Source organism: Roseateles sp. P2_H4 (genome assembly GCF_056403315.1).
In genome coordinates, this window is the sequence record NZ_JBFUFR010000005.1 from 131,264 (window position 1) to 156,888 (window position 25,625).

Genomic DNA, 25,625 nt, shown 5'->3' on the forward strand with positions numbered 1-25,625 from the left:
AGGGCTGAGGAACCGCATGAAATCCATCTGGGTTGTTGACGACGACCACTCGATCCGCTTCGTGCTCGAGAAGGCCCTGGCCCGCGAAGGGCTGCCGGTGCGCAGCTTCAGCAATGCGCGCGACATGCTCGCCGCTCTCGAGGACGACAGTCCGCAAGTGCTGGTGTCCGACATCCGCATGCCCGGCGGCTCGGGCCTGGAATTGCTGGCCAAGGTCAAGGCCCGCCTGCCGGCCCTGCCCGTCATCATCATGACGGCCTACTCCGACCTGGACAGCGCCGTGTCGGCCTTCCAGGGCGGTGCCTTCGAATACCTGCCCAAGCCCTTCGACCTGCCGCGCGCCGTGGAGCTGATCCGCCGCGCGCAGGAAGAGAGCCAGCGCGAGGCGGGCGAACAGGAAGCTGCGGCCCAGGTGCCCGAGATGCTGGGCCAGGCGCCCGCCATGCAGGACGTCTTCCGCGCCATCGGGCGCCTGTCGCAGAGCAATGTCACCGTGATGATCACGGGCGAGAGCGGCTCGGGCAAGGAGCTGGTCGCGCGTGCGCTGCACAAGCACAGCCCGCGCGGCGAAGGCCCCTTCGTCGCCATCAACACGGCGGCCATTCCGAAGGATCTGCTGGAGAGCGAACTCTTCGGCCACGAGCGCGGCGCCTTCACCGGCGCGCAGGCCTCGCGGCGCGGCCGCTTCGAGCAGGCCGACGGTGGCACCCTCTTCCTCGACGAAATCGGCGACATGCCCTTCGAGTTGCAGACGCGGCTGTTGCGCGTGCTGTCCGACGGCCAGTTCTACCGCGTCGGTGGCCACAGCCCGATGCGCAGCAATGTGCGCGTCATCGCGGCCACCCACCAGAACCTGGAAGACCGCGTGCGCCAGGGCGTGTTCCGCGAGGACCTGTTCCACCGCCTCAACGTCATCCGCCTGCGCCTGCCACCGCTGCGCGAGCGCCGCGAGGACGTGCCCTCGCTGGCCCGCCATTTCCTGCAGCGCAGCGCGACGGAGCTGGGTGTCGAGGCCAAGCGGCTGTCCGATGCGGCGCTTGTCGTGCTGACCAACTTCGACTTCCCCGGCAATGTGCGCCAGCTGGAGAACATCTGCCACTGGCTCAGCGTCATGGCGCCCAGCCAGGTCGTCGAGCCCAAGGACCTGCCGGATGAGGTTCAGCCCGGCTATGTCGCCGCGCCGTCGACGACGGCGATGACGAGCGCCCCGACGGCGCAGCCCAGCGCCGCGGCGCCTCTGCCGGCCGCCGCACCGGCCAGCACCAGCAGCGGTGAAGGCTGGCTGGCCGACATGGCGGCCGACGCCCGCGCCCGCCTGGCGGCTGGCGAGACCGATGTCTGGGATGCGCTGACCAAGAAATTCGAGGCCCAGCTCATCCTGACCGCACTGGACATCACGCGCGGCCGCCGCATCGAGGCCGCGCAGAAGCTCGGCATCGGCCGCAATACCATCACGCGCAAGATCCAGGAGCTGGGTCTGGACGTTTGAGCGCATGACCGACTCCCCGGTCTGCCCGGGGAGTTGTTGAAGTGGCTGTTTCGTCGCGCGCTGCCTTGGCCATGGGCCTGGGCGCCATCCTGTTGTGGAGCACGTCGGTCGGCACGATGCGCGGCATCACCGAGCATCTGGGGGCGACCGGCGGTGCAGCCGTGCTGTACACGCTGAGCGCGCTGCTGCTGTTCGCGGTGACGAAGCGCACGCCGCTGAAGGCCTTCCCGCCGGCCTATCTGCTGCTGGGCGCGACGCTCTTCGTCGGCTACCAGCTCTGCTTTGCGCTGGCCGTGGGTCTGGCCCGCAGCCGCAGCGAGGCCATCGAGGTCGGCATGGTCAATTACCTCTGGCCCAGCCTGACGGTGGTGTGCTCCGCCCTCGCGATGCGCCAGCGCGTCGGCGCCGTGATGCTGGTGGGTCTCGCCCTGGCCTTCGCCGGCGTCGTCGTCGCCTGCATGCCGGCCAGAGGCTTCACGCTGACCGGCTTCCTCGCCCATGCCGCGGGCAACCCGCGCAGCTATGGACTGGCCCTGGGCGCTGCCATCACCTGGGCGCTGTACTGCGTCATCACGAGCCGGCTGGCCCGGGGCTGCAATGGGGTCTGGCTCTTCATGGCCCTGAGTGCCGTCGCTTTCTGGGTGTTGCATGCGCTGCAGCCCGGCTCCTTCGCCATGCACTGGTCCCTGCCGGCTTTGGTTCAGGTGCTGCTGGCCGGCAGCGCCGTCGGCGCGGCCTATGCGCTGTGGAACCTGGCCATCCTGCACGGCAGCGTGGGTGCATTGGGTCTGGCGGCCAATGCCACGCCGCTGCTGTCGGCGCTGTTCGCCTCGTTGTGGCTGAGCACGGCCTTGCCCATCAGCTTCTGGGCCGGTGCAGCCCTCGTGGTCGTGGGCTCGGCCGTGGCAGGGCGCAGGCGCTGAGGCAGGCAAGCCGCATATCCTGCGGTCTGTATCCACCGGGAGCCCCATGAGCTTCACCTTGACCGCCTGGGCACAGCCCGCCGACCGACCCCTGCCCAGCGACGTGATGCAGGCCCAGGCCCAGCTCACCGAGGTCGAGCGCAACCCCGGTGCCGCGCCCGAGCCGCGCTTTCTCGCCCTGGCGCGCACGCTGGCCGCGCGCTGGCCGGACACCGAAGACGGTCCGGCCGACATCTACGACCATGGCCTGAGGACGCTGGAGACGCAGCCCGACAACGACCGTTACTACAACATCGGCCTGTGGGCGCGCGACGAGCGCTTCACCGTGAGCTTCAACCATGCCGTCGTGCAGGCCAACGACCTGGGTCTGCATGTGATGGACGGCCAGAACGGTGTCGTCTACCTGGCCAACGGCGATGTGCTCGAGCTCGACCCCGCCTCGACCGCCTCGCACACGGCGCGGCTGGACGATGCGGTGTCGCGCAAGGACTGGCCGGCGGCCTGGCAGGAGTGCCGGCGCCTCGCGCCCAGGCGCCTGCCCGAGGCCCTGACCATCTGGGCATTGCTGACCGCCGACGGCCGCTGTGCTGCCCCCAACCCCGCCCTGGGCGGCGCCCTGGCGCAGCTCAGTGGCACCGACCCCGCGCAGGACAGGCGCATCCGGTATTGCCTGGCCAAGGTGCCGGTGGCACAGCGCCCTTGGCAGGCGCAGCTGCTCCAGTACTTGCGTGGCGCGCCCGACCTGCTCGCGGCCGTCGATGCCGAAGCGGAGCGCGCCGCGGCCATTCCGGCTGGGATGGCGGCCGGGACCGTGGCGGCCGATCCCGCACTCGTGGCCTCTACCAAGGAGGCGGCCCAGGCCGCCGGCATCGAGCCGCAATTGGTGGAGCTTGCCATCGCCGGGAGCTCCAAGGCGCAGTTCGACCTGGCGAGCCGCTTCATCCACGCGCCCGGTTCCCTCTCGCTGGCGCGCGCCCGCCTCGCTGTGCAATGGCTGGAGCTCTCCGCCGCTCAGGGACAGGTCATCGCCAAGGCGGTGATGGGCGACATGCTGCTGCGCGGCATCGGTGGCCTGCCGGTCGACATGGAGCGCGGCCTGGCACTGCTCGAAGAGGCGGCGGCCGCCGACGACATGGATGGGCTGAGCTTCCTGGCCGACTTCCTTTACACCAAGAGCGTGCACCGCCTCCCTGACGGAACGCTCAAGAAGCTCACGGATCCTGCCAGCCAACGCAACCAGGTGCGCATACCGCAGCTGCTGATGCGGGCCGTCGCAGCGGGCAGCAAGCGCAGCCTGCTCTGGCTGGCCGTGCGGCTGTGGGACGAGATCGGCATACCGCGCGACGACGTGGCCGCCAAGGCCGTCATGCAGCTGGCCCGCACCCGCACGCCGGAACTCTGTGTGGAGCAGCCGGAAGCGCTGGCGCTGATGTTGCCCACGCCGGCGGACTCCGAAGAGGTGATGGCGCTGGCGCGCCAGCTCGGCGCCGACCTGAAGCGCCTGCCCGAGCTTCTGAATGCCCGGCTGGCGGCCAGGGCCGCAGCCATGCCGCCGGCAGTCGTGCCCGCTGCCGCTGCCGCGCCCATGTCCCGTACGGAGCCACGCACAGCATCCTCGCGGCGCGCGCCGCAAGCCCACGATGAGGATGAGGCCGCGCCGCCGCCGCGCTTTCAGCTGCACGCCGGGCATGTGGCACTGGTGCTGGGCGCCCTGGGCCTGGCGATCCTGTTGGTACTCATACCGTCGCTGGGCAAGGGCAGCTTCAAGGCGCTGGCCGTGCTGATCGGCCTGATCGGCGCCTTTGGCGTCTGGCGCACGACGGCCGACTGGGACTGGGGCGGCGCCAAGCGCCTGCTGGTGAGTGCCCTGGCGCTGATACCCGGACTGGGCTTCGTGGCCTGCGTGGCGGTGCTGTTGCGCGCCGTGCGCGGGGGAAGCTGACAACCGCTAGAGCTTGTCCAGCATGATGGGCTTGCCGGTCAGATAGCCCTGGATCAGGCGGAAGCCCATGTCGCGGCAGATCTCGGCCTCGGCCTCCTGCTCCACGCCTTCGGCCAAGGGAATGGAGCCCAGCTCCAGCACCATGCGCACCAGGTCGCGCACCATGCGCTGCTTGCGCTCGCTGGCTTCATGCAGATTGCGCACAATGCCCATGTCGAACTTGACGAAGTGCGCCGGCACCTCGGCGATCTCGTTCAGGCGCGCCTGGCCGGCGCCGAAGTCGTCATAGGCGAAAGCCACGCCAATGCCGTTCAGGCGCTCGGCCAGCTCGCGCATGCGGTCGACCTCGACCACCGCGCTTTCGTGCACCTCCACCACCAGCTTGGGAGGCACCGGCAGCGCCAGCAGCCCATGAAGGGACTGGAAGAACTCTTCCGTGAAGGTCTCGCTCGGGTGGGCATTGACGAAGATATGCAGCCCCTGCGCCTTGGGTGCCAGCGCCGCCACGCCGTGCGACCGGAACGCCTCGCTCAACTCGGCCTCGCGCCGCAACGTGGCGGCCATCTTGAACAGATGCATGGGCGAGCCGGGCAGCTCGGGGTGGGTGCAGCGGCCCAGCAGTTCGTAGGCGAACAACTGGCCTGTGTGGGCGTCGACGATGGGCTGGGCCGCCCCGGTCAGGCCGCGGCCGGCGAGGAACTCCAGGAACTGCGCCTCCTGGCGGACGAAGTGCTGGCTGAGCGGGTTGCTGCCCGGCGACACCACCATCGTGCGCATCGGCCGCGGCTCTGCCACGGTGGCTGCGGCCAATGTCTCGTCGTGGGTCAGGCGGAACTCGGCACTGCAGAAATGGATGATGTCGTTGGGCGCCAGCTGCCGCGGCCCCTTCAGACGCTCGTGGTTCACGAAAGTGCCGTTGGTGCTGCCCAGGTCGACCACCTGCAGGCTGCCTTGCTCATCCAATTGCAGCTCGGCATGCCGACGCGACAGGCCCTGCGCCTCGATGGTCAGGTTGTTGCCCAGATCGCGACCCACGCTGAACGGCAACCGGTCGATGCGATGCGTGACGCGCGAGCCATCGGCGCCCACGCTCTCCAGAAACCAAGGCGTACTGCCCATTCATGCTCTCCACGCCCCCACCGCGAAGCTGCGGTGCAGCACTTGCGGTGCGTGCTGCGGGGATGAGCACATTCTGAAACACATTGGCCGACGATGACCACCGGTGCTTCCCTCGGTTGAGGGTCAGCGCTCAGTCGCCGTGATGACTTGAACGAGGCGCCGCCCGACGGCGCGCGTGTCAGCGCTTGGCGCCGCGGCGGCGTGCGATGAAGCCGATCACGCCCAGGCCACCCAGCAGCAGGGCCGGTGTCATCGGTTCGGGCACGGCCGTGGCGAAGTTGATCGAGCCACCACCCTGCTGGACCATGAAGCCCCCCGCGAACAGCTGCACCTGTGAGCTGGTGTTCGTGAACGACGTGGACGCCTGGTTGTAGAAAGCCGACGGCGTGACGAAGAAGGACGCCGCCCCCGGGCTGGTGCCGACCGTCACGTTCGCAGTCGCCAGTGGCGAGAAAGCCCCGCCGCCAGGGATGCTGGCGACGCCGCCGCTGATCAGACTGCCCGTGGCCAGCGCAATCGGCGCGACGGCAGTCGTCGTGGGCGTCGTGCCGGCGAAGCCGAAGCTGGCCGTGCCGTTGTAGCCGTACAGCGTGTAGGTCAGCGACGAGAAGCTGCCGACCGAGACCTGCGTGAGCGGGTTGTTGCCGTCGGTCGTGCCGCTGCCTGTGAAGGCGATGTAGAGGCCGTAGGCGCTGTTCAGCCCGGGCGTCGCCTGGATGACGCTGTTCAGCTGAGCACCGGTGATGGCCAGGAACCCGGTCTCCGTGAAGGTCGTCGCCGACGTGCGCGTCACCGTCGCGTAGTCGGAGATCAGCAGGTTGTCGGCCGTGAATGTGGCGCCCGCGAGCCCGACGGCGCTGGGGTCGAAGGTGAAGTTGTTCAGTGCGCTGGCGCTGGCCGAGGCCGCCAGCAAACCGGCTGCCAGCAGACCGCGCTGAAGCCAGGAGGTCGACGAGGCTTGGGACTGTGCGGACATGGCGAACTCCTGGCTGGGGCCGACAAAAGCGGACGGGCACCGGCATCTGGCCAGTGACATCCTGATTCTGTGAGCAGCAGGCTGTTTGACCAATGGGCAGGGCGGCCAAAGATTAGGGGGTTTCCCTTCATCGGGGGGAAGGAACGCGGCTTGCCGCTAGCGCCCCGCCACGCGCAATCCCAGCAGCAGCAGCGTTGCCAGCCCGAAGCCCAGTGTCAGCACGCGCCAGAACAGCAGCGGGTGGCGCTGCTGCAGCGGTGTGCGGTCGCGGCTCATGAATTCGGGGCCGGGGGCGTAGAGGTCGTGCGCGAACTCCGACAGCGCCTGCTGGCGCCGCGCCGGCTGGGGCTGCAAGGCCTTGCGCAGCACGCGGTCCAGCCATTCGGGCAGGTCGGGGCGGCGGGTGCGCAGCGGCACGTACTGCAGCTTGTGCAGGTCGCGCGGGCCGCGCACCAGCGGCACCTGCAGGCCGTAGGGAAGGGCGCCTGTCAGCATCTGGTAGGCCAGCACGGCCAGCGAGAACAGCTCGGACACCGGCGTGCCGCCGTCGCCAGTGAAGTATTCGGGCGCGGTGTACTGCAGACTGCCGGCGATGTCGGTGGCGCGGCCACCCAGGCCGTCGCCCAGGCCCTCGTTCAGGCCGGCCACATGGGCCGAGGCCAGGTCGATGAGGATGACGGTGCCCTGGCGGTCGATCATCAGGTTCTCGGGCCGCAGGTCCTGGTGCAGCATCTCCTTGCGATGCAGGGCCTGCAGGCCGCGGGCGATCTGGTCGACGAGCTGGCGCACCTCGTCCAGGCCGGGCTTGGGGTGGTCGGTCATCCACTGGGCCAGGGTCTGGCCGGTGATGAACTCCATCGCGGTAAAGAGGTGCTCGCGCCGCTTCTCGGCCGGCGCGGCCTTGATGACGTGCGGGCTGTCGACGCGCCGCGCCACCCACTCTTCGATGGCGAAGCGGTCCAGGGCGCGGCTGTCGCTGCCCATGTCGGCGGAGGGCAGCTTGATGGCCCATTCGCGCTGCTCGGCGTCGACGGCCAGCACGACCTGGCTGCGTGCGCTGGCGTACAGCTCGCGGACGACGCGGTAGCCCTCGAACTCCATGCGTGGCGCCAGCCGCGGCGGCAGGCGCAGGCGTTCGCGCCGCACCGGGGGGCTGAGCTGGTCGGGCAGGGACTCGACGCGCGCCAGCATGACGGTGGCGTTGTCCTGGCTGCCCCGTGCCAGTGCTGCGGCCACCAGCGCCTGCGCGGCGGCTTGCAGGTCGGCGCCATGGCGGCTGACGGTGTTGACGACGAACGCAGCATCGAGATGCTCATAGGCGCCGTCGGTGGCCAGCAGATAGGTCTCGCCCACCTCGGTGGGCCAGCAGGCGTGGTCGATCTCGAGGTGCGGGCTGATGCCCAAGGCGCGGCCGAGATAGGTCTGGCCACCGTCCAGGCGCACGCGGTGGTCGTTGCTCAGTTGCTCAAGCGCCGCGGGGTGGATGCGGTAGGCCCGCGTGTCGCCGACATGCAGCAGATGCACCTCGCGGCCCTTGAAGACCAGGGCGCTGAAGGTGCAGACATGGCCGCGGTCCTTGTCGAAGCGGCCGTCGCCGCGCTGGGTCTGGGCATGCAGCCAGCCATTGGTGGCGGCCAGCACGCACTGGGCCGCGCGGCGCACCGTCCAGGCCTCGGAGGTGCCGTAGTAGTCCTCCAGGAAGCCGCGCACGGCGGCCGCGCTCGCGACCTGGCTGACGGGGCTGCTGCTGATGCCGTCGGCGATCGCCAGCGCGATGCCGCGCGAGCGGCGCTGCGCATCGGTCGGCAGGGCCGCACCGTGGAAGTCCTGGTTCAGCGGCTTGGTGCCAGCCTCGGAGTGCTGGCCGACTACGATCTTCAGCGTCATGTCAGTGGCTGCGCCGTATTGCGGGCCGAGCGCCGGGCCGCTCCCTAGCCGGACCGCCTGGCGATGTGCTTGCCGGTCGAACCGGCAAGCATCGCCGTCCCCTTGGGGGACCGGTCAAGGTCCTCCTTGGACGAGGGGCTCACACGATGATGCGCTTCGGGGCGGTCTTGTAATGCGTCGAGTACAGCGACAGGCCGACGAAGGTCAGGCCACCGACGAGGTTGCCGACGACGGTGGGGATCTCGTTCCAGATCAGGTAGTCCATGATCGTGAACTTGCCACCCAGCATCAGGCCCGAGGGGAACAGGAACATGTTGACGATGCTGTGCTCGAAGCCCATGTAGAAGAACACCATGACCGGCATCCACATGCCGATGGCCTTGCCCGACACCGAGGTCGACATCATGGCCGCGACGACGCCGGTGGACACCATCCAGTTGCACAGCACACCGCGGATGAAGAGCGTCAGCATGCCGGCGGCGCCGTGGGCCGCATAGCCCACCGTGCGGCCTTCGCCGATGGTGCCGATCTTCAGGCCCACCGCATTGGGTGCCTCGCTGAAACCGAAGGTGAAGATGATGGCCATGAAGACGGCCACCGTCAGCGCGCCGGCGAAGTTGCCGAAGAACACCAGCGTCCAGTTGCGGAACACGCCGCCCCAGGTGGCGCCGGGGCGCTTGTCCAGCACGGCCAGCGGCACCAGCGTGAACACGCCGGTCAGCAGATCGAAGCCCATCAGGTAGAGCAGGATGAAGCCGACCGGGAACAGCACCGCGCCCAGCAGCGGGTTGCCGGTGTTGACGCTGACCGTCACCGCGAACGCCGCCGCCAGCGCCAGGATGGCGCCCGCCATATAGGAGCGGATCAGCGTGTCGCGGGTGGACATCAGCAGCTTGGATTCACCAGCATCGACCATCTTGGTCACGAACTCGGTGGGTACGACGTAGGCCATGGTTTGTCTCCTCTTTCGCCAATCAAATATTCGTTAGCGCAGCGCGACGAGCACGCGGCCGTCCTGCACCTGTACGGCATGGGCGCGCACCGACTGCTCGGGCGCCTCCAGGCACTCGCCGGTGCTCAGGTCGAAATGGTTCTTGTAGAGGGGCGACGCGACGACGATGCGCTCGCCGAGGTTGCCCACCAGGCCGCGGGCCAGCACGCTGGCGCCCGAGCGCGGGTCGATGTTGTCGATGGCGTGAAAGCTCTCGGCACCGACGCGGAACACGGCCACGTGGCGGTCGCCGACGCGGGCGGCCACGCCGGTGTTGGGCAGGATGTCGTCGACGCTGCAGATGGGGGTGTAGGTCATGTCGTTTCCTTGATCAGGCCGTGGCTTCTTCTTCGCGCTCTTCGGCACGCTCATCGGGGCGTGCAGGACGGATCTGGCCGCGCTCCTCCACGAAGATGATTCGCTCGTCCGGCTTGTCACTGTTGACGAAGGAGCGGAAGCGCTGGCGCACCTCGGGCGTCGTGACGGCCGTCTTCCATTCGCATTGGTAGGTGTCGACGACGGCCTGCATCTGCGCTTCCAGTTCGGCGCCCAGGCCCAGGCTGTCGTCGATGACCACGGCCTTCAGGTAGTCCAGACCGCCCTCGAGGTTGTCGCGCCAGGTGCTGGTGCGCTGCAGACGGTCGGCCGTGCGCACATAGAACATCAGGAAGCGGTCGATGTACTTGATCAGGTCGGCCTTGCTCAGGTCGCTGGCGATCAGCTCGGCGTGACGCGGCTTCATGCCGCCGTTGCCGGCCACATACAGGTTCCAGCCCTTGTCGGTGGCGATGATGCCGACGTCCTTGCCCTGGGCCTCGGCGCATTCCCGCGTGCAGCCGGAAACGCCGAACTTGATCTTGTGCGGCGCGCGCAGGCCCTTGTAGCGGTTCTCGATCTCGACGGCCAGGCCGACGGAGTCGTCCACGCCGTAGCGGCACCAGGTGCTGCCCACGCAGCTCTTCACGGTGCGCAGCGACTTGCCATAGGCATGGCCGCTCTCGAAACCGGCGGCGATCAGCTCCTCCCAGATGAAGGGCAGTTGCTCGACACGGGCGCCGAACATGTCGACGCGAGCGCCGCCGGTGATCTTGGTGTACAGGCCGTACTTCTTGGCCACCTGGCCGACGGCGATCAGGCCGTCGGGCGTGACCTCGCCGCCGGGCATGCGCGGCACGACGGAATAGCTGCCGTCTTTCTGGATGTTGCCGAGGTAGTAGTCGTTGCTGTCCTGCAGCGCGGCCAGCTTGGGTTCCAGCACGAACTCGTTCCAGCAGGACGCGAAGATGCTGGCCGCGGCGGGCTTGCAGATGTCGCAGCCCAGGCCCTTGCCGTGCTTGGCCATCAGGTCGCTGAAGGTCTTGATGCCGCCCACGCGGATGAGGTGGTAGAGCTCCTGGCGCGAATGCGGGAAGTGCTCGCAGATGTGGTTGTTGACGGCCATGCCGCGCTTGGCCATCTCGAACTTCATGACCTGGGTGACCAGGGGCACGCAGCCGCCGCAGGTGGCACCGGCCTTGGTGCAGGCCTTGAGGGCGCCGATCGTCGTTGCACCGTCGCCGACGGCCGCGCAGATCTGGCCCTTGGTGACGTTGTTGCACGAGCAGAGCTGGGCGCTGTCGGGCAGGGCGTCAGGGCCGATGCCGACCTTGGCCTTGCCATCGCTGCTGGGCAGGATCAGGAATTCGGGGTCGGCCGGCAACTTGATGCCGTTCAGCGCCATCTGCTGCAGCGTGCCGTACTCGGCGGCATCGCCCACCAGCACGGCGCCGAGCAGCTTCTCGCCGTTCTCGCTGACGACGATCTTCTTGTAGACCTGCTTGCGCTCGTCCACGAACTGGTAGCTGCGGCAGTTGGGCGTCTTGCCGTGGGCGTCGCCGATGCTGGCGACGTCCACGCCCATCAGCTTGAGCTTGGTGGACAGGTCGGCACCGGGGAAGGCGGCTGTGGCATCGCCCGCAATGTGCCGGGCCGCGACGCGGGCCATCTCGTAGCCGGGCGCGACGAGGCCATAGGTCTGCTCGTTCCAGGCCGCGACCTCGCCGACGGCGTAGACATTGCGGTCGCTGGTGCGGCAATGGTCGTCGACGACGACGCCGCCGCGCGGGCCGATGGCCAACACGCATTGACGGGGCAGCTCGTCGCGCGGGCGGATGCCGGCGGAGAACACGATCATGTCGGTCTCCAGCCAGGTGCCATCGGCGAACACCATGCGGTGGCGGGCCATCGCGCCGTCGGTGATCTCCAGCGTGTTGCGGCCGGTGTGCACCTGCACGCCGAGGTCTTCGATCTTCTTGCGCAGCACGCGGCCGCCACCCTCGTCGATCTGCACGGCCATCAGGCGCGGCGCGAACTCGACGACATGGGTCTGCAGGCCCATGTCGCGCAGCGCCTTGGCGCATTCCAGGCCGAGCAGGCCGCCGCCGATGACGACGCCGGTCTTGGACACCTTGCCGCTGGCCTGCATGCCCTCCAGGTCCTCGATGGTGCGGTAGACATGGCAATGCGGGCGGTCACGGCCCGGCACCGACGGCACGAAGGGGTAGGAGCCGGTGGCCAGCACCAGCTTGTCGTAGTGGACGACCTCGCCGTCGGCCAGCGTGATGCTGTGGTCGCGGCGCTCGATGGCCACGGCCTTGGCGCCCAGGCGCAACTTGAAACCGGTCTTCTCGAAGAAGCCTGGCGGGACGAGCGACAGGTCCTCGGCCGACTTGCCCGAGAAGAACTCGGACAGGTGCACGCGGTCGTAGGCCGGGCGCGGTTCCTCGCACAGCACCGTCACCTGCACGTCGGCCGCGGCAGGGCCTTCCGCCAGGGACTCGAGAAATTTCTGGCCCACCATTCCGTGGCCGATGAGGACGATGTGCATGGTCTTGACTGCGGACAGGCGCCACCGACCGGGCCGTGGGCGGCCAGGTCGGTGGCGCAAAAGAGAAGGCCCCGCGAACAGCTGTCTGTCGGGCGGGGCCAGCGGGTGCGCTTGAGCGCTGAGATTCGCCGTCGTTGGCGATGGGAGGCCGCTGCGGCGCGGGCTCCGCTCAGTTCAACGCAAGACGCGTGCCTGTTTCGCTCAAAAGCCGCTTTCCATGAGAACGCCCGTGCGCCGGTACCCCATGGCACTGCCGCGGTGCGGCGAGATGCACCGCGCCGGGGCAAGTCGCCCCGTCAGCGAGCCGGGCGGTCGAGCATCACCTCGAGGCCTTGGGCATTCAGCTCGGCATCCAGCGCGAGCCAGTCTGCGGCCGCCGCCATGTCACCGCGGTAGCCGTGGCCTTGCACGCGGGCCAGGTAGGCGGCCAGCAGGCCGCCCTTGAGCGTTTCGTGGCGGTCCGGCACGTCTTTCAGCAACTGGGCCAGGGCGACCATCTCGTCGACCTGTTCCAGCATCACGGCCGCCAGCCGCTGCACCTCCGCCACCGAGCCGCCGATGCGCCCGTAGTGCGTGACCTGCATGGCCAACGGCTCGGCGGCCAGCAGGCGCGCGACGGTGGCCTTCAGGGCCTCGGGTTCGAACTGCACCGGCGTGCTGGTCGGCAGGATCCAGGCGCGGCCGTCGACGTCGAAGGCCCGGTAGGACAGGCCGAAGGTGTCGCCGGTGAACCAGCTGCGGCTCCGCGCGTCCCAGATGGCGTGGTGGTGCTTGGCGTGGCCCGGGCTGTCGATGAGTCGAAGCGGCCGGCCGGCGAGCGAGATGACCTGCTCGTCATGGCTGGCCTCGGCCCGCTCGGTTGGCACCGGCACCAGCTTGCCGTAGCTGCGCTGCATCTCCTCATCGCCGTAGACGGCCAGCGCGCCCAGCCACAGCGCCTTGGGATCGACCATATGGCGCAGGCCGCGCGGGTGGACGAGGGCGCGGGCCTGGGGCAGGGACTGCATCAGCAGACCGACGCCGCCGGCATGGTCGAGGTGGACATGCGTCGGAATCACCCAGTCCACCGAGGCCGGTGTCAGGCCCAGCGCCGTCAGCGAAGCCAGCAAGCGCGGCACCGCGTGGTTGGTGCCGGTGTCGATGAAGGCGGCGCGGCCGTCTTCGACCATCAGATAGGCGGCATCGAAGCGCGGGCGCTGGAAGCCGGTGTCGATGGCGTAGATGCCGTGGCCAAGGTCTTCGAGGAAATCGGGCAGCATGGAGGGCGTTTGCAAGAATCGATACTCACGATAGCCCAAGGAGGCCCGCTTGGCCGTTCACGAGATTCTGAAGATGGGCGACCCGCGCTTGCTGCGGGTTGCCCAACCGGTGGCCGCGTTCGGCACGCCCGAGTTGAAGGCCTTGATCGCCGACATGTTCGAGACCATGGCCGCCGCCAACGGCGCCGGCCTGGCGGCGCCGCAGATCGGCGTGGACCTGCGGCTGGTCATCTTTGGCTACACGAAGAATGTGCGCTACCCCGACGCACCGCCGGTGCCGCCGACGGTGCTGATCAACCCGACCATCGAAGTGCTGGACGGCGGCCGCACCGAGGGCTGGGAGGGCTGCCTGTCGGTGCCCGGGCTGCGCGGCGTTGTCGAACGCGACGAGCGCATCCGCTACACCGGCTTCGATGCCGATGGCGCCCCCATCGACCGCATCGCCGACGGCTTCCATGCCCGCGTCGTGCAGCATGAGTGCGACCATCTGGACGGCGTCCTCTACCCGATGCGCGTCACCGACTTCACGCGCTTCGGTTTCACGTCCGTGCTGTTCCCCGACCTCGATCCATCGTCCGACGACGATTGAGAGATGGAAACACTTGTAAGCGCGGTGCACCGCACCCGGGGCTTGCGCGTTGCGCAGGCGAAAAGGAGCATTGGCTCATGACCACGTCCATTGAATCCAAGCTTGTCCTGAACCGCCGCAGCTGGCGCATGCTGGCCCTGACGCTGCTGATCGCCATTGCGCCGGCCGTCAAGGCGCAGGACACCGACCGCGACCCACCGACCCGTGCGGCCCGCGTCGTCAGCGTTGTCGGCGACGCCTGGCTGTTCGACCACGACACCCGCGAATGGACGCGCCTGCTGCGCAACCAGACGGTGGGCGAGGGTGACCGCGTGCGCACCGACGAGCGCGCCCGCATCAGCCTGCGTGCCGGCTCGACGACCATCTGGGTCGACGAGCGCAGCGACCTCGAGCTGAGCCAGCTCGACGAGGGCCAGACCCTGCTGCAGCTCGACCGCGGTGACGTCGCGCTGCGCCTGCGCAACCCCGAGAACGTCGCCGAGACACGACTCCGCACCCGCGAAGGCACGGCCCAGCCCGAACGCGAGGGCCTTTATCGCGTGGAGCAGCTCGACCGCGGCAGCAAGGTCTATGTCTGGCAGGGCCGCATGCGCTTCGAGTGGGCCCGTTCCGCCTCGCCCGTGCTGCTGGGTACGGGCGAACAGGTGGAGCTGTGGTGGCCCGACGGCCCGCGCGCCGAGCGCGGCCCGCTGTTCAGCGACGGCTTCGGCGACTGGGTGCTGGCCGAGAACCGGGAAGAAGGTGACCGTCCCGTCGCCCGCTATGTCTCTCCCGAGATGACAGGCGCCGAGGATCTGGACCGTTATGGCCGCTGGGAGACCGCCCCCGAGTACGGCACGGTCTGGATCCCGACCACCATCGCCGTTGCCGACTGGGCGCCCTACCGCTATGGCCGCTGGACCTGGTCGCGACACTGGGGCTGGACCTGGGTCGACGACACGCCCTGGGGCTTCGCCCCCTTCCACTACGGCCGCTGGGTCAGCTGGGGTGGGCGCTGGTGCTGGGCGCCGGGCTCCTATGTGCATCGCCCCGTCTATGCGCCCGCGCTGGTCGGGTGGGTGGGCGGCGGTTCCGTCAGCGTCGGCATCAGCGTGGGCGGCCGCCCGGCGCCGCCGCGTTATGGCTGGTATCCGCTCGCACCGCGCGAGGTCTACCGGCCGGGCTACCACCACAGCCCGCGCTATGTGAACCGCATCAATGATCCGAGGGATGTACGCGACCCCGTCACCGTGCAACGCCCACACCGCTACCGCGATGTGCCGGCGGCCGTCAGCACGCTGCCGGCGCCGGGTGCGGCCATCCAGCCCATGCCGGTGCGCGGCCCCGACCGTCGCCCCGAGCCGGGCTGGAACCGCCCGCTGCCCACCGCGCCGGGCCGTGGCGATCTGGCGGCCGTGCTGCCGGCGGCGCCGACCCGGCCGCCCGAGGCCGAGCTGCCGCGCCGCACCCGCCCGCCCGAGGGCAATATGGGCTGGCGCAGCGAAGGCCAGTTGCCGCTGCGCCGTGACCCGCGTGGCGCCGAGCCGCAGCCCCAGGCACATGTGCCTGCGGTGGCGCAGCCGGCGGCTCCGGTCGTCGTGCCGCAGCCTCAGGTAGCCCAGCCGCAGCAGCAGCCTCAGCCCCGCCCGGGCCTGGAGCAGCCGCAGCGGGGTGGCGACAACATGCCCTGGCGCGCGCAGCAGCAACGCGAAGCGCAGCAGCGCGACGTGCAGCAGCAGCAGCAACAACAACAACAGCAGCAGCAGCAGCAACGTGAAGCGCAGCAGCGTGAGGCACAACAGCGCGACATGCAGCAACGCGACGCGCAGCACCGCGAGGCCCAGCAGCGCGAGATGCAGCAGCGCCGCGAGGAAATGCAGCAGCGCGAGGCGCAGCAACGCGACATGCAGCAGCGCGACATGCAGCAGCGCGAAGCCCAGCAACGTGAGATGCAGCAACGCCGCGACGAGCAACAGCGCCGCACGGCGCAGCCCGAGCCTCAGCGTGTGCAGGTGCCGCAGCAGCAGCAGCCACAACCGCAGCCGCAGCCGCAGGCCCAACCTCGTGCCCAGCCGCGCGACGAAGGCCCGCAGCGCGGCCGCCAGGACGGCGTGCCGGTGCGTCAGGACAAGCGCGGCGACAAGAAAGAGAACGAGCGCTAGAGCAGCGGTTTGAGCGCTGGCCAGACGTTGTCCAGCATCAGCGGATGCGCCTTGCCCAGCGGGTGGATGCGGTCGCCCTGGAACCAGTCCATCGCGTCCGCCCGGTCTGCCACGCCCTTGAGCAGAAAGGGCACGAAGGCGGCACGGGTCTGCTTGGCGACCTGCTCGAACAGGTCGGCAAATTCCTTGCCGTAGGCAGTGCCGTAGTTGGGCGGCACCTGCATGCCGGCGATCACCACCTTGGCGCCGGCCTCCTGGGCCGCGCGCGCCATCGCTAGCAGGTTGTCGCGCGTGCTCGCCAGCGGCAGGCCACGCAACGCGTCGTTGCCGCCGAGCTCAAGAATGACGATGGCCGGCTTGTGCGTGCGCAAGGCGATCGGCAAGCGGCTGCGCCCGCCCGAGGTCGTGTCGCCGCTGATGCTGGCATTGACGACGCGATGCGGCTTCTTCTGCTCGGCCAGGCGCTTTTGCAGCAGGGCCACCCAGCCGTCGCCGGCCTTCAGGCCGTATTCGGCCGACAGGCTGTCGCCGACGACCAGGATGAYSGGSGCCTCGGCGGCCGCGGCCGCCCCTGAGATCCCTGACGAGAGGCTGGCCAGCACCCCCAGGCTAAAGTGCGCCAACACCCATCGCCGCCGCAGTCCCGACATGCCCGAAGCCCTTGTTCAAGTTGACCAGATCACCAAGCGCGTGCGCGACGCGACCGGGGAGCTGACGATTCTGCATGACATCAGCTTCGAGCTGACCGCGCAGGAGTCGGTGGCCATCGTCGGTGCTTCCGGTTCGGGCAAGAGCACGCTGCTGGCCATCCTGGCTGGTCTGGACACGCCCAGCAGCGGCACCGTCAAGCTGCGCGGCCAGGACCTCTTCACGCTGGACGAGGATCAGCGCGCCGCCGTACGCGCCCGCGAGCTGGGCTTTGTCTTCCAGAGCTTCCAGCTGCTGCCGAATCTGACGGCGCTGGAGAACGTCATGCTGCCGCTGGAGCTGCGCGGTGCGCGCGATGCCCGCGAGCAGGCGTCAGCCATGCTGGCCCGCGTCGGCCTGGGCGAACGCCTGGGCCACTATCCGCGCGTGCTGTCGGGCGGCGAGCAGCAGCGCGTGGCGCTGGCGCGCGCCTTCGTGCTGCGCCCGGCCCTGCTGCTGGCGGACGAACCGACGGGCAGCCTGGACTTCGCGACCGGCGCTTCGGTGATGGAGCTGATGTTCGAACTGAACCGCGAGGCCGGCACGACGCTGGTGCTGGTCACCCACGATCGCGAGATCGCGGCGCGCTGCGAGCGCCAACTGCGCATCGAAGCTGGCCGATTAGCCGCCTAGCGCCTGGTCGAAGTCGGCAATCAGGTCTTCAGCCGCTTCCAGGCCCACCGACAGCCGCACCAGCCCTTCGGCAATGCCCATGGTAGCGCGTGCCTCGGCGCCCATTTCCCAGAAGATCGTCGGTGCCACCGGGATGATCAGCGTGCGCGTGTCAGCCAGGCCGGTGGCCTTGAGCGGCAGGCGCAGGCGGTTCAGCACCTCGACGAGGCGTTCGGGGTCGCGCAGCTCGAAGCTCAGCATCCAGGAGCCGCTGCCGAACCAATCCCGCGCGCGTTGGTGCTCGGGGTGGCCTTCGAGCATCGGGTAGTGAACGCGCTCGACGGCTGCATGAGCCGCCAGGTGGCGGGCCAGCGTGAGGGCCGTATCGCTGCTGCGCTGCAGGCGCAGCGTCAGCGTCTCGGCGCCGACGAGGATGCGGTGGGCGGCATCGCTGGACAGCGTGCCGCCCATGTCGCGCAGGCCCTTCTTGCGGATCTGCTGCAGGCCCCAGCCGCGCGGGTCGCCCTGGCGGTAGGCGGGGAAGATGTTGGGATAGCTCGACCAGTCGAAGCAGCCGGTGTCGGTGACGGCGCCGCCCAGCGCCTCGCCGTGGCCGGCCAGCGTCTTGGTCAGCGAGTTCATGACCAGGCCGGCGCCAAAGCGTTTGGGCTGGCACAGCGCCGGCGAGGTGACGGTGTTGTCGACCACATAGAGCAGGCCACGCTCGCGGCACAGCGTGCCTATGCCTTCGAGGTCGGGGATGCGGGTGCTGGGGTTGGCGATGGTCTCGACGAAGACCATGCGCGTCTCGGGTCGCAGCGCGGCCTGGACGGCGGCGGCTTGGCCCGCGTCGACACGAGTGACGGCCACACCAAGGCCCTCCAGCGTCTGCAGGAAGCTGTTGGTATTGCCGAAGATGCGCGAGCTGGTGACGAGATGGTCGCCGGCCTTGAGCAGCGTCAGGAAGAGGGCGCTCAGGGCCGCCATGCCGGTGGCGAAGCTGATGGTGCCGACGCCGCCTTCGAGCTCGGTGACGACGGCCTCGAGCGCGGCGGTGGTCGGCGTGCCTTGGCGGGCGTAGTTGAAGCTGCCCTTGCTCTTGCCCTGGAAGACGGCGATCAGGTCCTCGACCTTCTCGTAGGCGTACTGCACCGAGGGGTGCACGGGCGGATGGACGCCGCCGGATTGGCGGTCGCCGCCGGTGGCGTGGACGAGGCGGGTGCTGAGGGCGTCGGACATGGTTTGATCGGGTCCAGATGGCAAAAGACCCGCCGGAGCGGGTCTTGGCAGAAGCGAACCGCTCGGCGGTTTACTTGCTGAACTTGTAGTCGGTCTTGGCCTTCTCGACCAGGCCTTGCTGGAACTCGGCCATCTTCTGCTGCTCGATGCGCTGCTTGATCTGGGCCTTGACGTCGTCGAAGGCCGGGAAGGTGGCGGCGCGGGTGTCTTCGAGCTTGATGATGTGATAGCCGAACTGGCTCTTCACCGGCTCCTGCGTCATCTGGCCCTTTTCCAGCGCGACCATGGCCTTGCTGAATTCGGGCACGAAGTTGTTCGGGTTGGCGAAGTCCAGGTCGCCGCCGTTGGCAGCGGAGCCGGTGTCCTTGGAGTTCTTCTTGGCCAGTTCCTCGAAATTGGCGCCACCCTTGATCTGGGCGATCAGGGCCTTGGCGTCTTCTTCCTTCTCGACCAGGATGTGGCGGGCGCGGTATTCGCTGCCGGTGTTGGCGGTCTTGAACTTGTCGTACTCGACCTGGGCGTCGGCGTCGCTGACCGGGTTCTTGGTCTTGAAGTCTTCCATCAGGCCGCGGATCAGCAGCATCTGGCGGGCCAGGTCCATCTGGGTCTTGTAGTCGGACGTCTGGGGAACGCCGCGCTTCTCGGCTTCCTGGATGAAGATCTCGCGGCGGACGACTTCGTCCTTGACCTGGGCTTCCAGTTCGGGCGAGCGCTGCTGCTGGCCGCTCTTGGTGACCTGCTGGATCAGCGTTTCGACGCGCGCCTTGGGCACGGCCTTGCCGTTGACGGTGGCGATGTTCTGCGCGGTTGCGACAGCCGGCACGAGAGCCGAGAAGGTGGCCGCGACAACGGCGGCGAGCGCAAGCTTCTTCATGGGTGGGGAATTTGAGTCAGGCTAAAAAAATCGCGCCCGGTGCGGGGCGCGCGGTTCCATCACGCTCGACCTGGATCAGGGTTCACCCGGGGCGCGGGCGTCGATGGCCAGCGCGTGGATACCGCGCTGCATCAGGTCGGACAAACAATGATAAACGAGGCGGTGGCGGGCCAATCTTTGCAGGCCGGTAAAGCGATCCGACACGACAGCCACATGAAAGTGACCGCCTTCGCGGGCGCCGGCATGGCCGGCGTGCTGGGCGCTGTCGTCGCGGATGCTGAGTTCCAGCGGTGCCAGTTCGGCGCGCAGCCGGGCATCGATCTCTGTAGCGATGCTCATGTCTTGCTGTCCTCTTCCGGCGGCAGGTGCTTGCCGAGGTAGAGCCCCTGGGCCAGCGTGAACAGCACGATGAGGCCGGTCACGCCGAACACCTTGAAGTTGGCCCAGGCCGAAGTCGAGAAGTGATAGGCCACATAGAGGTTGACCACCCCCATCGCGGCGAAGAACAGCACCCAGGCGCGGTTGAGCTTGAGCCAGATCAGGTCGGGCAGGGCGAGCTCGGCGCCCAGCATGGACTGGATCAGGTTCTTGCCGAACCATGCCTGCGAGATCCACAGCGTCAGCGCCATGGCCCAGTACAGGCCGGTGGGCTTCCACTTGATGAAGGTCTCGTTGTGGAACCAGATCGTGGCGCCGCCCAGCACGACGACCAGGGCCAGGCTGATCCACAGCATCAGGTCGATCTTCTTGCCGCGGGCCTTGAGGATGGCCGCCTGGGCCAGCGTCGCGATCATGACGACGACGGTGGCCAGCAGCACCGGCGCTTCCTGCGGGCCGACGACACCGCCCTGGACGAGAAAACCGAAATGCTGGGTCGCGAAGGCGGCGGCGGCGTCCGGGTTGCCTTCGGCGCCCTTGAAGGCGACGAAGAACAGGATCAGCGGCAGGAAATCGAGCAATAACTTCATGCGCCCGGATTGTCCTTGACGAAATCGATGGAGGCCGAGTTGATGCAGTAACGCTCTCCCGTCGGCTCGGGGCCGTCCGGGAAGACATGGCCGAGATGGCTGCCACATTTGTTGCATCTCACTTCGACTCTCACCATGCCGTGGCTGCGGTCGACGATGCGTTCGATGACCTCGCTGTTGACCGGCGCCCAGTAGCTCGGCCAGCCGCAGCCGGCGTCGAACTTGGTGTCGGCCTCGAACAGCGGCGTGCCGCAGCCGATGCAGTTGTAGTGGCCGTCCTGGAAGTGGTCCCAGTACTTGCCGCTGAAGGCACGCTCGGTGCCCGCGTGGCGGGCGACCTGGTATTGCGTGGCGTCCAGTTGCTTGCGCCATTCGGCGTCGGTCTTCTGGACGGGGTAGGTCTTGCTGGAATCGTGGCTCATGATGAACAGGACACTTCGAGGCTTTGGGCCCAGTCGGGCGGCAGGGCCGCGTCGCTGGGGACTGCGGGTTCGTCGAACGGGCGGCTCAGAACTTTCAGCAGTCGTTCGATCTCCGTGAAATCGTTCTGCTGGGCGGCGCGGATGGCGCCCTCGGCCAGGTGATTGCGCAGCACGACGGCCGGGTTGACGGCCAGCATCTGCACCTCGGCGCCCGGGGCGACGCGCGTGCGCCAGCGGGCCAGCCAGGCGTCCAGCGCCTCGCGGTCGATGAAGAGGTCGCGCAGTGGCTCGGGCGTGGACTGCGCGCGCGACAGGCGGCGAAAGCTCTGCGTGAAGTCGGCGCGCGAGGCCGCCATCAGCTTCAGGAAGTCGTCGGCCAGGGCCTGGTCGCCGGCCTCTTCGCCGTCGAGGCCGAGCTTGGCGCGCAGCCGGCCCAGCATCTGGCTGGCGAAGCGCTCGCGGTAGGCCTCCACGGCCTCGAGCAGGCGCTCGCCGGCGGCTTCCTGCTCACCCTCCAGCAGCGGCACCAGGGCCTGGGCCAGTGCATGCAGATTCCAGAACGCCACCGCTGGCTGGCGCGCATAGGCATAGCGGCCGCGGTCGTCGCTGTGGTTGCAGATGTGGCCGGGGTCGAAGGCATCCATGAAGCCGAAGGGGCCGTAGTCCAGCGTCAGGCCGAGCATGGACATGTTGTCCGTGTTCATGACGCCATGACAGAAGCCGATGGACTGCCAATGCGCGATCAGGTCAGCGGTCTGCAGCGACACCTTCTTCAAAAGCGCGACGGCGGGCTCGGGCGCGTCGGCGCATTCGGGGGCGTGGTGTGCAATGAACCAGTCCGTCAGGCGCTTCAGCGCGTCGAGCTGGTCGTGGTGGGCGAAATGCTCGAAGTGGCCGAAACGCACGAAGCTGGGCGCGACGCGGGTCACGATCGCAGCGGTCTCGACCGTCTCGCGGATGACGGGCAGGCGCGAACCGGTGATGCACAGCGCGCGCGTCGTCGGCACGCCGAGTGCGGCCATGGCTTCGGAGCAGAGGAATTCGCGGATGGACGAGCGCAGCACCGCGCGGCCGTCGCCGCGCCGGGAGTAGGGCGTCTGGCCACCGCCCTTGAGCTGCAGCTCCTGTGGGCCGCTCGGCGTGTCGAGCTCGCCCAGCCACAGCGCGCGGCCATCGCCGAGCTGGCCCGCCCAGACGCCGAACTGGTGGCCGCTGTAGACCGACGCCAGCGGCCGCATGCCGGGCCAGGCGCCATTGCCGGACAAGGCGGCCAGCGCCTCGGCCCGTGCGGCCCAGTCGGCGGGCAAACCCAGCAACTGGGCGCAAGCTGCGCTTTGCGCCACCCAGTGTGGGTCGGGCAGGCCTTGGGCCGGCAGCTCGGTGAAGAAGTCGGGCCCCAGGGTGGCGAAACGATTGGTCCAGGCGAGGCCGGCTAAGGGGTTCATCGCACCAGTTTAGTGAGGGGGGCTTTTACCTCGCTCACCCGGGTGTTTCCCCGGGGTCCGAGGGTCGCGGTTGTGACGTTCAGGTGTCTGAACCGGGGGCTAGACTGGGTCGATAAGACCGCCAGGAGACAACCATGGCATTGATGGGCCGGATGATGTCGGATCCGCTGCTGATCTCGTCGTTGCTGAAGCACGCCGAGCGGCATTCGGGCGAGACCGAGATCGTCAGCAAGCGGGTCGAGGGCGACCTGCACCGCAGCAACTGGCGCGAGGTGGCGCGCCGTTCGCGCCAGGCCGCGCAGGCCTTTGCACGCCTGGGTTGCGTGTCCGGCGACCGCGTCGCGACGCTGGCCTGGAATGGCCACCGCCACATGGAGATCTACTACGGCAGCTCGGGCTCGGCCCTGGTCTGCCACACGATCAACCCGCGCCTCTTCCCCGAGCAGATTGTCTGGATCGCCAACGACGCCGAGGACCGTGTCCTGTGTTTCGACGCCACCTTCCTGCCGCTGGTCGAGAAGATCGCACCGGCGCTGAAGACGGTGAAGCACTTCGTGTTGATGAGCTCGCGGGCCCACATGCCCGCCAGCACGGCCATCCCCGACCTGCTGTGCTTCGAAGACCTGCTCGCCGCCGAGACCGGCGACTATGTCTGGCCGCAGTTCGACGAGAACACCGCTTCCAGCATCTGTTACACGTCGGGCACCACGGGCAACCCCAAGGGCGCCGTCTACAGCCACCGCTCCACGGTGCTGCATGCCTATGCCGCGGCCCTGCCGGATGCGATGGACTGCTCCAGCCGCGACGTCATCCTGCCCGTCGTGCCGATGTTCCATGTGAACGCCTGGGGCCTGCCCTACAGCGCGGCCATCGTCGGCTGCAAGTTCGTGCTGCCCGGGCCGCACCTGGACGGCAAGAGCCTGTACGAGCTGTTCGAATCCGAGAAGGTCAACTTCAGCGCCGGCGTGCCGACGGTCTGGCTGGGCCTGCTGAACTACGTCAAGGCCAACAACCTGAAGTTCAGCAGCTTCAAGCGCACCGTCATCGGCGGCTCGGCCTGCCCGCCGGCGATGATGAAGTCGCTGCAGCAGGACTATGGCGTCGAGGTCATCCACGCCTGGGGCATGACGGAGATGTCGCCGCTGGGCACGCTGTCCAAGCTGACGACGCGCCAGCTCGACCTGCCGGCTGAACAGCAGCAGCGCCTGCTCGAGAAGCAGGGCCGTGTCGTCTACGGCGTCGACATGGCCATCATCGACGACGAGGGCCGCTCCCTGCCCTGGGACGGGCAGAGCTCGGGCAATCTCGTCGTGCGCGGCCACTGGGTCATCTCCCGCTACTTCAATCACGACGAATCGCCGCTGGTCAGCGTGGACGGCGAGCCCGGCTGGTTCCCGACCGGCGACGTGGCCACCATCGATGCCGACGGCTTCATGCAGATCACCGATCGCAGCAAGGACGTCATCAAGTCCGGCGGCGAGTGGATCTCCTCCATCGACCTCGAGAACGTCGCCATGGCCCACACGGCCGTGCACGAGGCTGCCGTCATCGCGGCTCGCCACCCCAAGTGGGACGAGAGGCCGCTGCTGGTCGTCGTGAAGAAGCCCGACGCGGCGGTGACGCGCGAGGAGCTGCTGGCCTTCTACGAGGGGCGCATCGCCAAATGGCAGATCCCGGACGACGTCGTCTTCGTCACCGAGATTCCGCACACGGCCACCGGCAAGGTGCAGAAGCTCAAGCTGCGCGACCAGTTCCTGAGCCACAAGCTGCCGACGACCTGAGTTGTCTCGGGTAAGCACGGGACGTCATCGCGACCCGGCTCGATTAACTTCCGTTCACATTCAGACCCACAACAGGAGACAAGCATGTTCGACATCACTTCGACCCGCTCCCCACTGCGCGCGATCGCAGCCGCCACGCTGGTGCTGGCGGCCGCCGGTGCCCAGGCCCAGAAGGGCGAGACGGTCAAGCTGGCCTATATCGACGCGCTGTCGGGCCTGATGGGTCCGGTGGGTCAGAACCAGGTCAAGACCTTCCAGTTCCTCGGCGAGAAGTTCAACAAGAGCAACCCCGCCGGCGTGAAGTTCGAGATCGTCACCTTCGACAACAAGCTCAGCCCCGCCGAGTCGCTGAACCTGCTGAAGGCCGCGGCCGACCAGGGCATCCGCTACATCATGCAAGGCAATGGCTCCAGCGTCGCGCTGGCGCTGAGCGACGCCGTGCAAAAGCACAACGAGCGCAACCCGGGCAAGGAAATCGTCTACCTGAACTACTCGGCGGTGGACCCCGACCTGACCAACAGCAAGTGCAGCTACTGGCACTTCCGCTTCGACGCCGACACGTCCATGAAGATGGAGGCGCTGACGACCTTCATGAAGGACCAGGCCGACGTCAAGAAGGTCTTCCTGCTGAACCAGAACTACGCCCACGGCCACCAGGTCGCCAAGTACGCCAAGGAGATGCTGGGCCGCAAGCGCCCCGACGTGCAGATCGTCGGCGAGGACCTGCACCCGCTCGCCCAGGTGCGCGACTTCGCGCCCTATGTCGCCAAGATCAAGGCCAGCGGCGCCGACACCGTCATCACCGGCAACTGGGGCTCGGACCTGGCCCTGCTCGTCAAGGCCGCCAACGAGGCGGGCTACAACGGCAAGTTCTTCACCTACTACACCGGCGTGACCGGCACGCCGACGGCGCTGGGCACGGGCGGTGCGGGCCGCGTCTTCCAGGTTGCCTACAGCCACTACAACATGGGCGGCGAGGCACAGAAGAACGCCGACGAGTACAACAAGAAGTTCAACGACGACATGTACACGCTCAGCGTGCAGCACATCTACACGCTGCTGAGCCAGGCCATGGCCAACGCCAAGTCGACGGACCCGGTGAAGGTCGCGGCGGCGATGGAGGGCTTGTCCGTCAAGAGCTTCAACGGCGAAGTGACGATGCGCAAGACCGACCACCAACTGCAGCAGCCGCTGTTTATCTCGGTCTGGCAGAAGGCCGATGCCAAATATCCCTACAGCCCCGAGAAGACGGGCATGACGCTGGCGCCGGTGAAGCAGTACGACAGCTATGTGTCGTCGACGCCCACGTCCTGCCAGATGAAGCGTCCGGGCTAAGCCGTCTTGCTGCTGCGCAAACCAATCTTGGGCCTGCAGTGCTCGCCGTATGGGTGTACGGCTCCGCGCTTCTGCCCAAG

The 25,625-nt window shown here is 68.3% G+C and carries 22 protein-coding genes; 8 read left to right on the forward strand and 14 right to left on the reverse strand.

All coding sequences use genetic code 11. The features are described from left to right. Nucleotides 1–16 precede the first annotated feature (16 nt). Genes ntrC through AC1DW3_RS05670 form a run of 3 tightly spaced genes read left to right on the forward strand, consistent with a single transcriptional unit; the run spans nt 17 to nt 4,354 of the window. Nucleotides 17–1,489 carry a nitrogen regulation protein NR(I) gene (ntrC, locus tag AC1DW3_RS05660; RefSeq protein WP_477929415.1) on the forward strand — a complete coding sequence of 491 codons (1,473 nt, stop codon included), beginning with the start codon at nt 17–19 and terminating at the stop codon, nt 1,487–1,489. A gap of 41 nt (nt 1,490–1,530) precedes the next feature. Then, complete coding sequence (gene yddG, locus AC1DW3_RS05665) at nt 1,531–2,412, forward strand: aromatic amino acid DMT transporter YddG (protein ID WP_477929416.1); 882 nt, start codon at nt 1,531–1,533, stop codon at nt 2,410–2,412. A gap of 46 nt (nt 2,413–2,458) precedes the next feature. Continuing rightward, a complete protein-coding gene (locus AC1DW3_RS05670; protein ID WP_477929418.1) occupies nt 2,459–4,354 on the forward strand; it encodes an SEL1-like repeat protein in 1,896 nt (631 codons plus the stop codon). 6 nt (nt 4,355–4,360) lie between these two features. On the opposite strand, the gene AC1DW3_RS05675 is transcribed toward AC1DW3_RS05670, so the two are convergent. The 7 genes from AC1DW3_RS05675 to AC1DW3_RS05705 form a co-directional block, all read right to left on the reverse strand. Then, nucleotides 4,361–5,473 carry an EAL domain-containing protein gene (locus tag AC1DW3_RS05675; protein WP_477929420.1) on the reverse strand — a complete coding sequence of 371 codons (1,113 nt, stop codon included), beginning with the start codon at nt 5,471–5,473 and terminating at the stop codon, nt 4,361–4,363. A gap of 178 nt (nt 5,474–5,651) precedes the next feature. Beyond that, nucleotides 5,652–6,449, reverse strand: coding sequence for a flocculation-associated PEP-CTERM protein PepA (gene pepA, locus AC1DW3_RS05680; protein ID WP_477929422.1), 798 nt, complete (start codon nt 6,447–6,449; stop codon nt 5,652–5,654). A 156-nt stretch (nt 6,450–6,605) separates the two neighbouring features. Beyond that, nucleotides 6,606–8,336 carry a bifunctional protein-serine/threonine kinase/phosphatase gene (locus tag AC1DW3_RS05685; RefSeq protein ID WP_477929424.1) on the reverse strand — a complete coding sequence of 577 codons (1,731 nt, stop codon included), beginning with the start codon at nt 8,334–8,336 and terminating at the stop codon, nt 6,606–6,608. 139 nt (nt 8,337–8,475) lie between these two features. Continuing rightward, nucleotides 8,476–9,288, reverse strand: coding sequence for a formate/nitrite transporter family protein (locus AC1DW3_RS05690; protein WP_477929426.1), 813 nt, complete (start codon nt 9,286–9,288; stop codon nt 8,476–8,478). A 33-nt stretch (nt 9,289–9,321) separates the two neighbouring features. Then, the gene (gene nirD / locus AC1DW3_RS05695; protein ID WP_477929428.1) at nt 9,322–9,645 is read right to left on the reverse strand and encodes a nitrite reductase small subunit NirD; all 324 of its coding nucleotides are present in this window, start codon (nt 9,643–9,645) and stop codon (nt 9,322–9,324) included. A gap of 13 nt (nt 9,646–9,658) precedes the next feature. After that, nucleotides 9,659–12,193, reverse strand: a complete 2,535-nt coding sequence (gene nirB, locus AC1DW3_RS05700) for a nitrite reductase large subunit NirB (RefSeq protein WP_477929430.1) — start codon at nt 12,191–12,193, stop codon at nt 9,659–9,661. A 296-nt stretch (nt 12,194–12,489) separates the two neighbouring features. Then, nucleotides 12,490–13,467 carry an MBL fold metallo-hydrolase gene (locus tag AC1DW3_RS05705; RefSeq protein WP_477929432.1) on the reverse strand — a complete coding sequence of 326 codons (978 nt, stop codon included), beginning with the start codon at nt 13,465–13,467 and terminating at the stop codon, nt 12,490–12,492. Nucleotides 13,468–13,501: 34 nt separating this feature from the next. Between AC1DW3_RS05705 and def the strand changes: the two genes are divergently transcribed. Next, nucleotides 13,502–14,041, forward strand: coding sequence for a peptide deformylase (gene def / locus AC1DW3_RS05710; RefSeq protein ID WP_477929434.1), 540 nt, complete (start codon nt 13,502–13,504; stop codon nt 14,039–14,041). 77 nt (nt 14,042–14,118) lie between these two features. Beyond that, the gene (locus AC1DW3_RS05715; RefSeq protein WP_477929436.1) at nt 14,119–16,182 is read left to right on the forward strand and encodes a DUF6600 domain-containing protein; all 2,064 of its coding nucleotides are present in this window, start codon (nt 14,119–14,121) and stop codon (nt 16,180–16,182) included. Here AC1DW3_RS05715 and AC1DW3_RS05720 read toward each other — a convergent pair. Then, a complete protein-coding gene (locus tag AC1DW3_RS05720) occupies nt 16,179–16,832 on the reverse strand; it encodes an arylesterase (protein WP_477929438.1) in 654 nt (217 codons plus the stop codon). The two genes, AC1DW3_RS05715 and AC1DW3_RS05720, sit on opposite strands and share 4 nt — an antisense overlap. Here AC1DW3_RS05720 and AC1DW3_RS05725 point away from each other — a divergent pair. Next, nucleotides 16,831–17,502 carry an ABC transporter ATP-binding protein gene (locus tag AC1DW3_RS05725; RefSeq protein ID WP_477929440.1) on the forward strand — a complete coding sequence of 224 codons (672 nt, stop codon included), beginning with the start codon at nt 16,831–16,833 and terminating at the stop codon, nt 17,500–17,502. The two genes, AC1DW3_RS05720 and AC1DW3_RS05725, sit on opposite strands and share 2 nt — an antisense overlap. Here the strand turns inward: AC1DW3_RS05725 and AC1DW3_RS05730 are convergent. The 6 genes from AC1DW3_RS05730 to AC1DW3_RS05755 form a co-directional block, all read right to left on the reverse strand. Further along, entirely contained in the window at nt 17,491–18,720 is a 1,230-nt protein-coding gene (locus tag AC1DW3_RS05730; RefSeq protein ID WP_477929442.1) for a cystathionine gamma-synthase family protein, read from the reverse strand. The genes AC1DW3_RS05725 and AC1DW3_RS05730 overlap by 12 nt on opposite strands. Before the next feature lie 70 nt (nt 18,721–18,790). Continuing rightward, a complete protein-coding gene (locus tag AC1DW3_RS05735) occupies nt 18,791–19,594 on the reverse strand; it encodes a peptidylprolyl isomerase (protein WP_477929444.1) in 804 nt (267 codons plus the stop codon). A gap of 75 nt (nt 19,595–19,669) precedes the next feature. Further along, nucleotides 19,670–19,933 (reverse strand): BolA family protein, encoded by a 264-nt coding sequence (locus AC1DW3_RS05740; RefSeq protein WP_477929446.1) that lies wholly within the window; start codon nt 19,931–19,933, stop codon nt 19,670–19,672. Further along, nucleotides 19,930–20,562, reverse strand: coding sequence for a septation protein A (locus tag AC1DW3_RS05745; protein WP_477929448.1), 633 nt, complete (start codon nt 20,560–20,562; stop codon nt 19,930–19,932). Before AC1DW3_RS05745 ends, AC1DW3_RS05740 begins: the two co-directional genes overlap by 4 nt. Next, a complete protein-coding gene (gene msrB, locus AC1DW3_RS05750; protein ID WP_477929450.1) occupies nt 20,559–20,984 on the reverse strand; it encodes a peptide-methionine (R)-S-oxide reductase MsrB in 426 nt (141 codons plus the stop codon). The genes AC1DW3_RS05745 and msrB overlap by 4 nt, the downstream gene beginning before the upstream one ends. Then, nucleotides 20,981–22,429 carry a protein adenylyltransferase SelO gene (locus tag AC1DW3_RS05755; protein WP_477929453.1) on the reverse strand — a complete coding sequence of 483 codons (1,449 nt, stop codon included), beginning with the start codon at nt 22,427–22,429 and terminating at the stop codon, nt 20,981–20,983. Before AC1DW3_RS05755 ends, msrB begins: the two co-directional genes overlap by 4 nt. Before the next feature lie 134 nt (nt 22,430–22,563). On the opposite strand from AC1DW3_RS05755, the gene AC1DW3_RS05760 reads away from it, so the two are divergent. Together AC1DW3_RS05760 and AC1DW3_RS05765 are read left to right on the forward strand one after the other, a co-directional pair. Further along, complete coding sequence (locus tag AC1DW3_RS05760; protein WP_477929455.1) at nt 22,564–24,210, forward strand: 3-(methylthio)propionyl-CoA ligase; 1,647 nt, start codon at nt 22,564–22,566, stop codon at nt 24,208–24,210. A gap of 84 nt (nt 24,211–24,294) precedes the next feature. Beyond that, entirely contained in the window at nt 24,295–25,545 is a 1,251-nt protein-coding gene (locus tag AC1DW3_RS05765) for a branched-chain amino acid ABC transporter substrate-binding protein (RefSeq protein WP_477929457.1), read from the forward strand. Nucleotides 25,546–25,625 lie beyond the last annotated feature (80 nt).

What these genes read in the sequence shown, in the direction of transcription:
- nirB (WP_477929430.1), bottom strand. Translation starts at nt 12,193, where the DNA reads ATGCACATCGTCCTCATCGGCCACGGAATGGTGGGCCAGAAATTTCTC.
- AC1DW3_RS05730 (WP_477929442.1), bottom strand. Translation starts at nt 18,720, where the DNA reads ATGTCCGACGCCCTCAGCACCCGCCTCGTCCACGCCACCGGCGGCGAC.
- AC1DW3_RS05755 (WP_477929453.1), bottom strand. Translation starts at nt 22,429, where the DNA reads ATGAACCCCTTAGCCGGCCTCGCCTGGACCAATCGTTTCGCCACCCTG.
- AC1DW3_RS05745 (WP_477929448.1), bottom strand. Translation starts at nt 20,562, where the DNA reads ATGAAGTTATTGCTCGATTTCCTGCCGCTGATCCTGTTCTTCGTCGCC.
- AC1DW3_RS05765 (WP_477929457.1), top strand. Translation starts at nt 24,295, where the DNA reads ATGTTCGACATCACTTCGACCCGCTCCCCACTGCGCGCGATCGCAGCC.
- AC1DW3_RS05760 (WP_477929455.1), top strand. Translation starts at nt 22,564, where the DNA reads ATGGCATTGATGGGCCGGATGATGTCGGATCCGCTGCTGATCTCGTCG.
- AC1DW3_RS05675 (WP_477929420.1), bottom strand. Translation starts at nt 5,473, where the DNA reads ATGGGCAGTACGCCTTGGTTTCTGGAGAGCGTGGGCGCCGATGGCTCG.
- AC1DW3_RS05685 (WP_477929424.1), bottom strand. Translation starts at nt 8,336, where the DNA reads ATGACGCTGAAGATCGTAGTCGGCCAGCACTCCGAGGCTGGCACCAAG.
- AC1DW3_RS05715 (WP_477929436.1), top strand. Translation starts at nt 14,119, where the DNA reads ATGACCACGTCCATTGAATCCAAGCTTGTCCTGAACCGCCGCAGCTGG.
- pepA (WP_477929422.1), bottom strand. Translation starts at nt 6,449, where the DNA reads ATGTCCGCACAGTCCCAAGCCTCGTCGACCTCCTGGCTTCAGCGCGGT.
- ntrC (WP_477929415.1), top strand. Translation starts at nt 17, where the DNA reads ATGAAATCCATCTGGGTTGTTGACGACGACCACTCGATCCGCTTCGTG.
- AC1DW3_RS05735 (WP_477929444.1), bottom strand. Translation starts at nt 19,594, where the DNA reads ATGAAGAAGCTTGCGCTCGCCGCCGTTGTCGCGGCCACCTTCTCGGCT.
- msrB (WP_477929450.1), bottom strand. Translation starts at nt 20,984, where the DNA reads ATGAGCCACGATTCCAGCAAGACCTACCCCGTCCAGAAGACCGACGCC.
- nirD (WP_477929428.1), bottom strand. Translation starts at nt 9,645, where the DNA reads ATGACCTACACCCCCATCTGCAGCGTCGACGACATCCTGCCCAACACC.
- AC1DW3_RS05690 (WP_477929426.1), bottom strand. Translation starts at nt 9,288, where the DNA reads ATGGCCTACGTCGTACCCACCGAGTTCGTGACCAAGATGGTCGATGCT.
- AC1DW3_RS05670 (WP_477929418.1), top strand. Translation starts at nt 2,459, where the DNA reads ATGAGCTTCACCTTGACCGCCTGGGCACAGCCCGCCGACCGACCCCTG.
- AC1DW3_RS05740 (WP_477929446.1), bottom strand. Translation starts at nt 19,933, where the DNA reads ATGAGCATCGCTACAGAGATCGATGCCCGGCTGCGCGCCGAACTGGCA.
- AC1DW3_RS05725 (WP_477929440.1), top strand. Translation starts at nt 16,831, where the DNA reads ATGCCCGAAGCCCTTGTTCAAGTTGACCAGATCACCAAGCGCGTGCGC.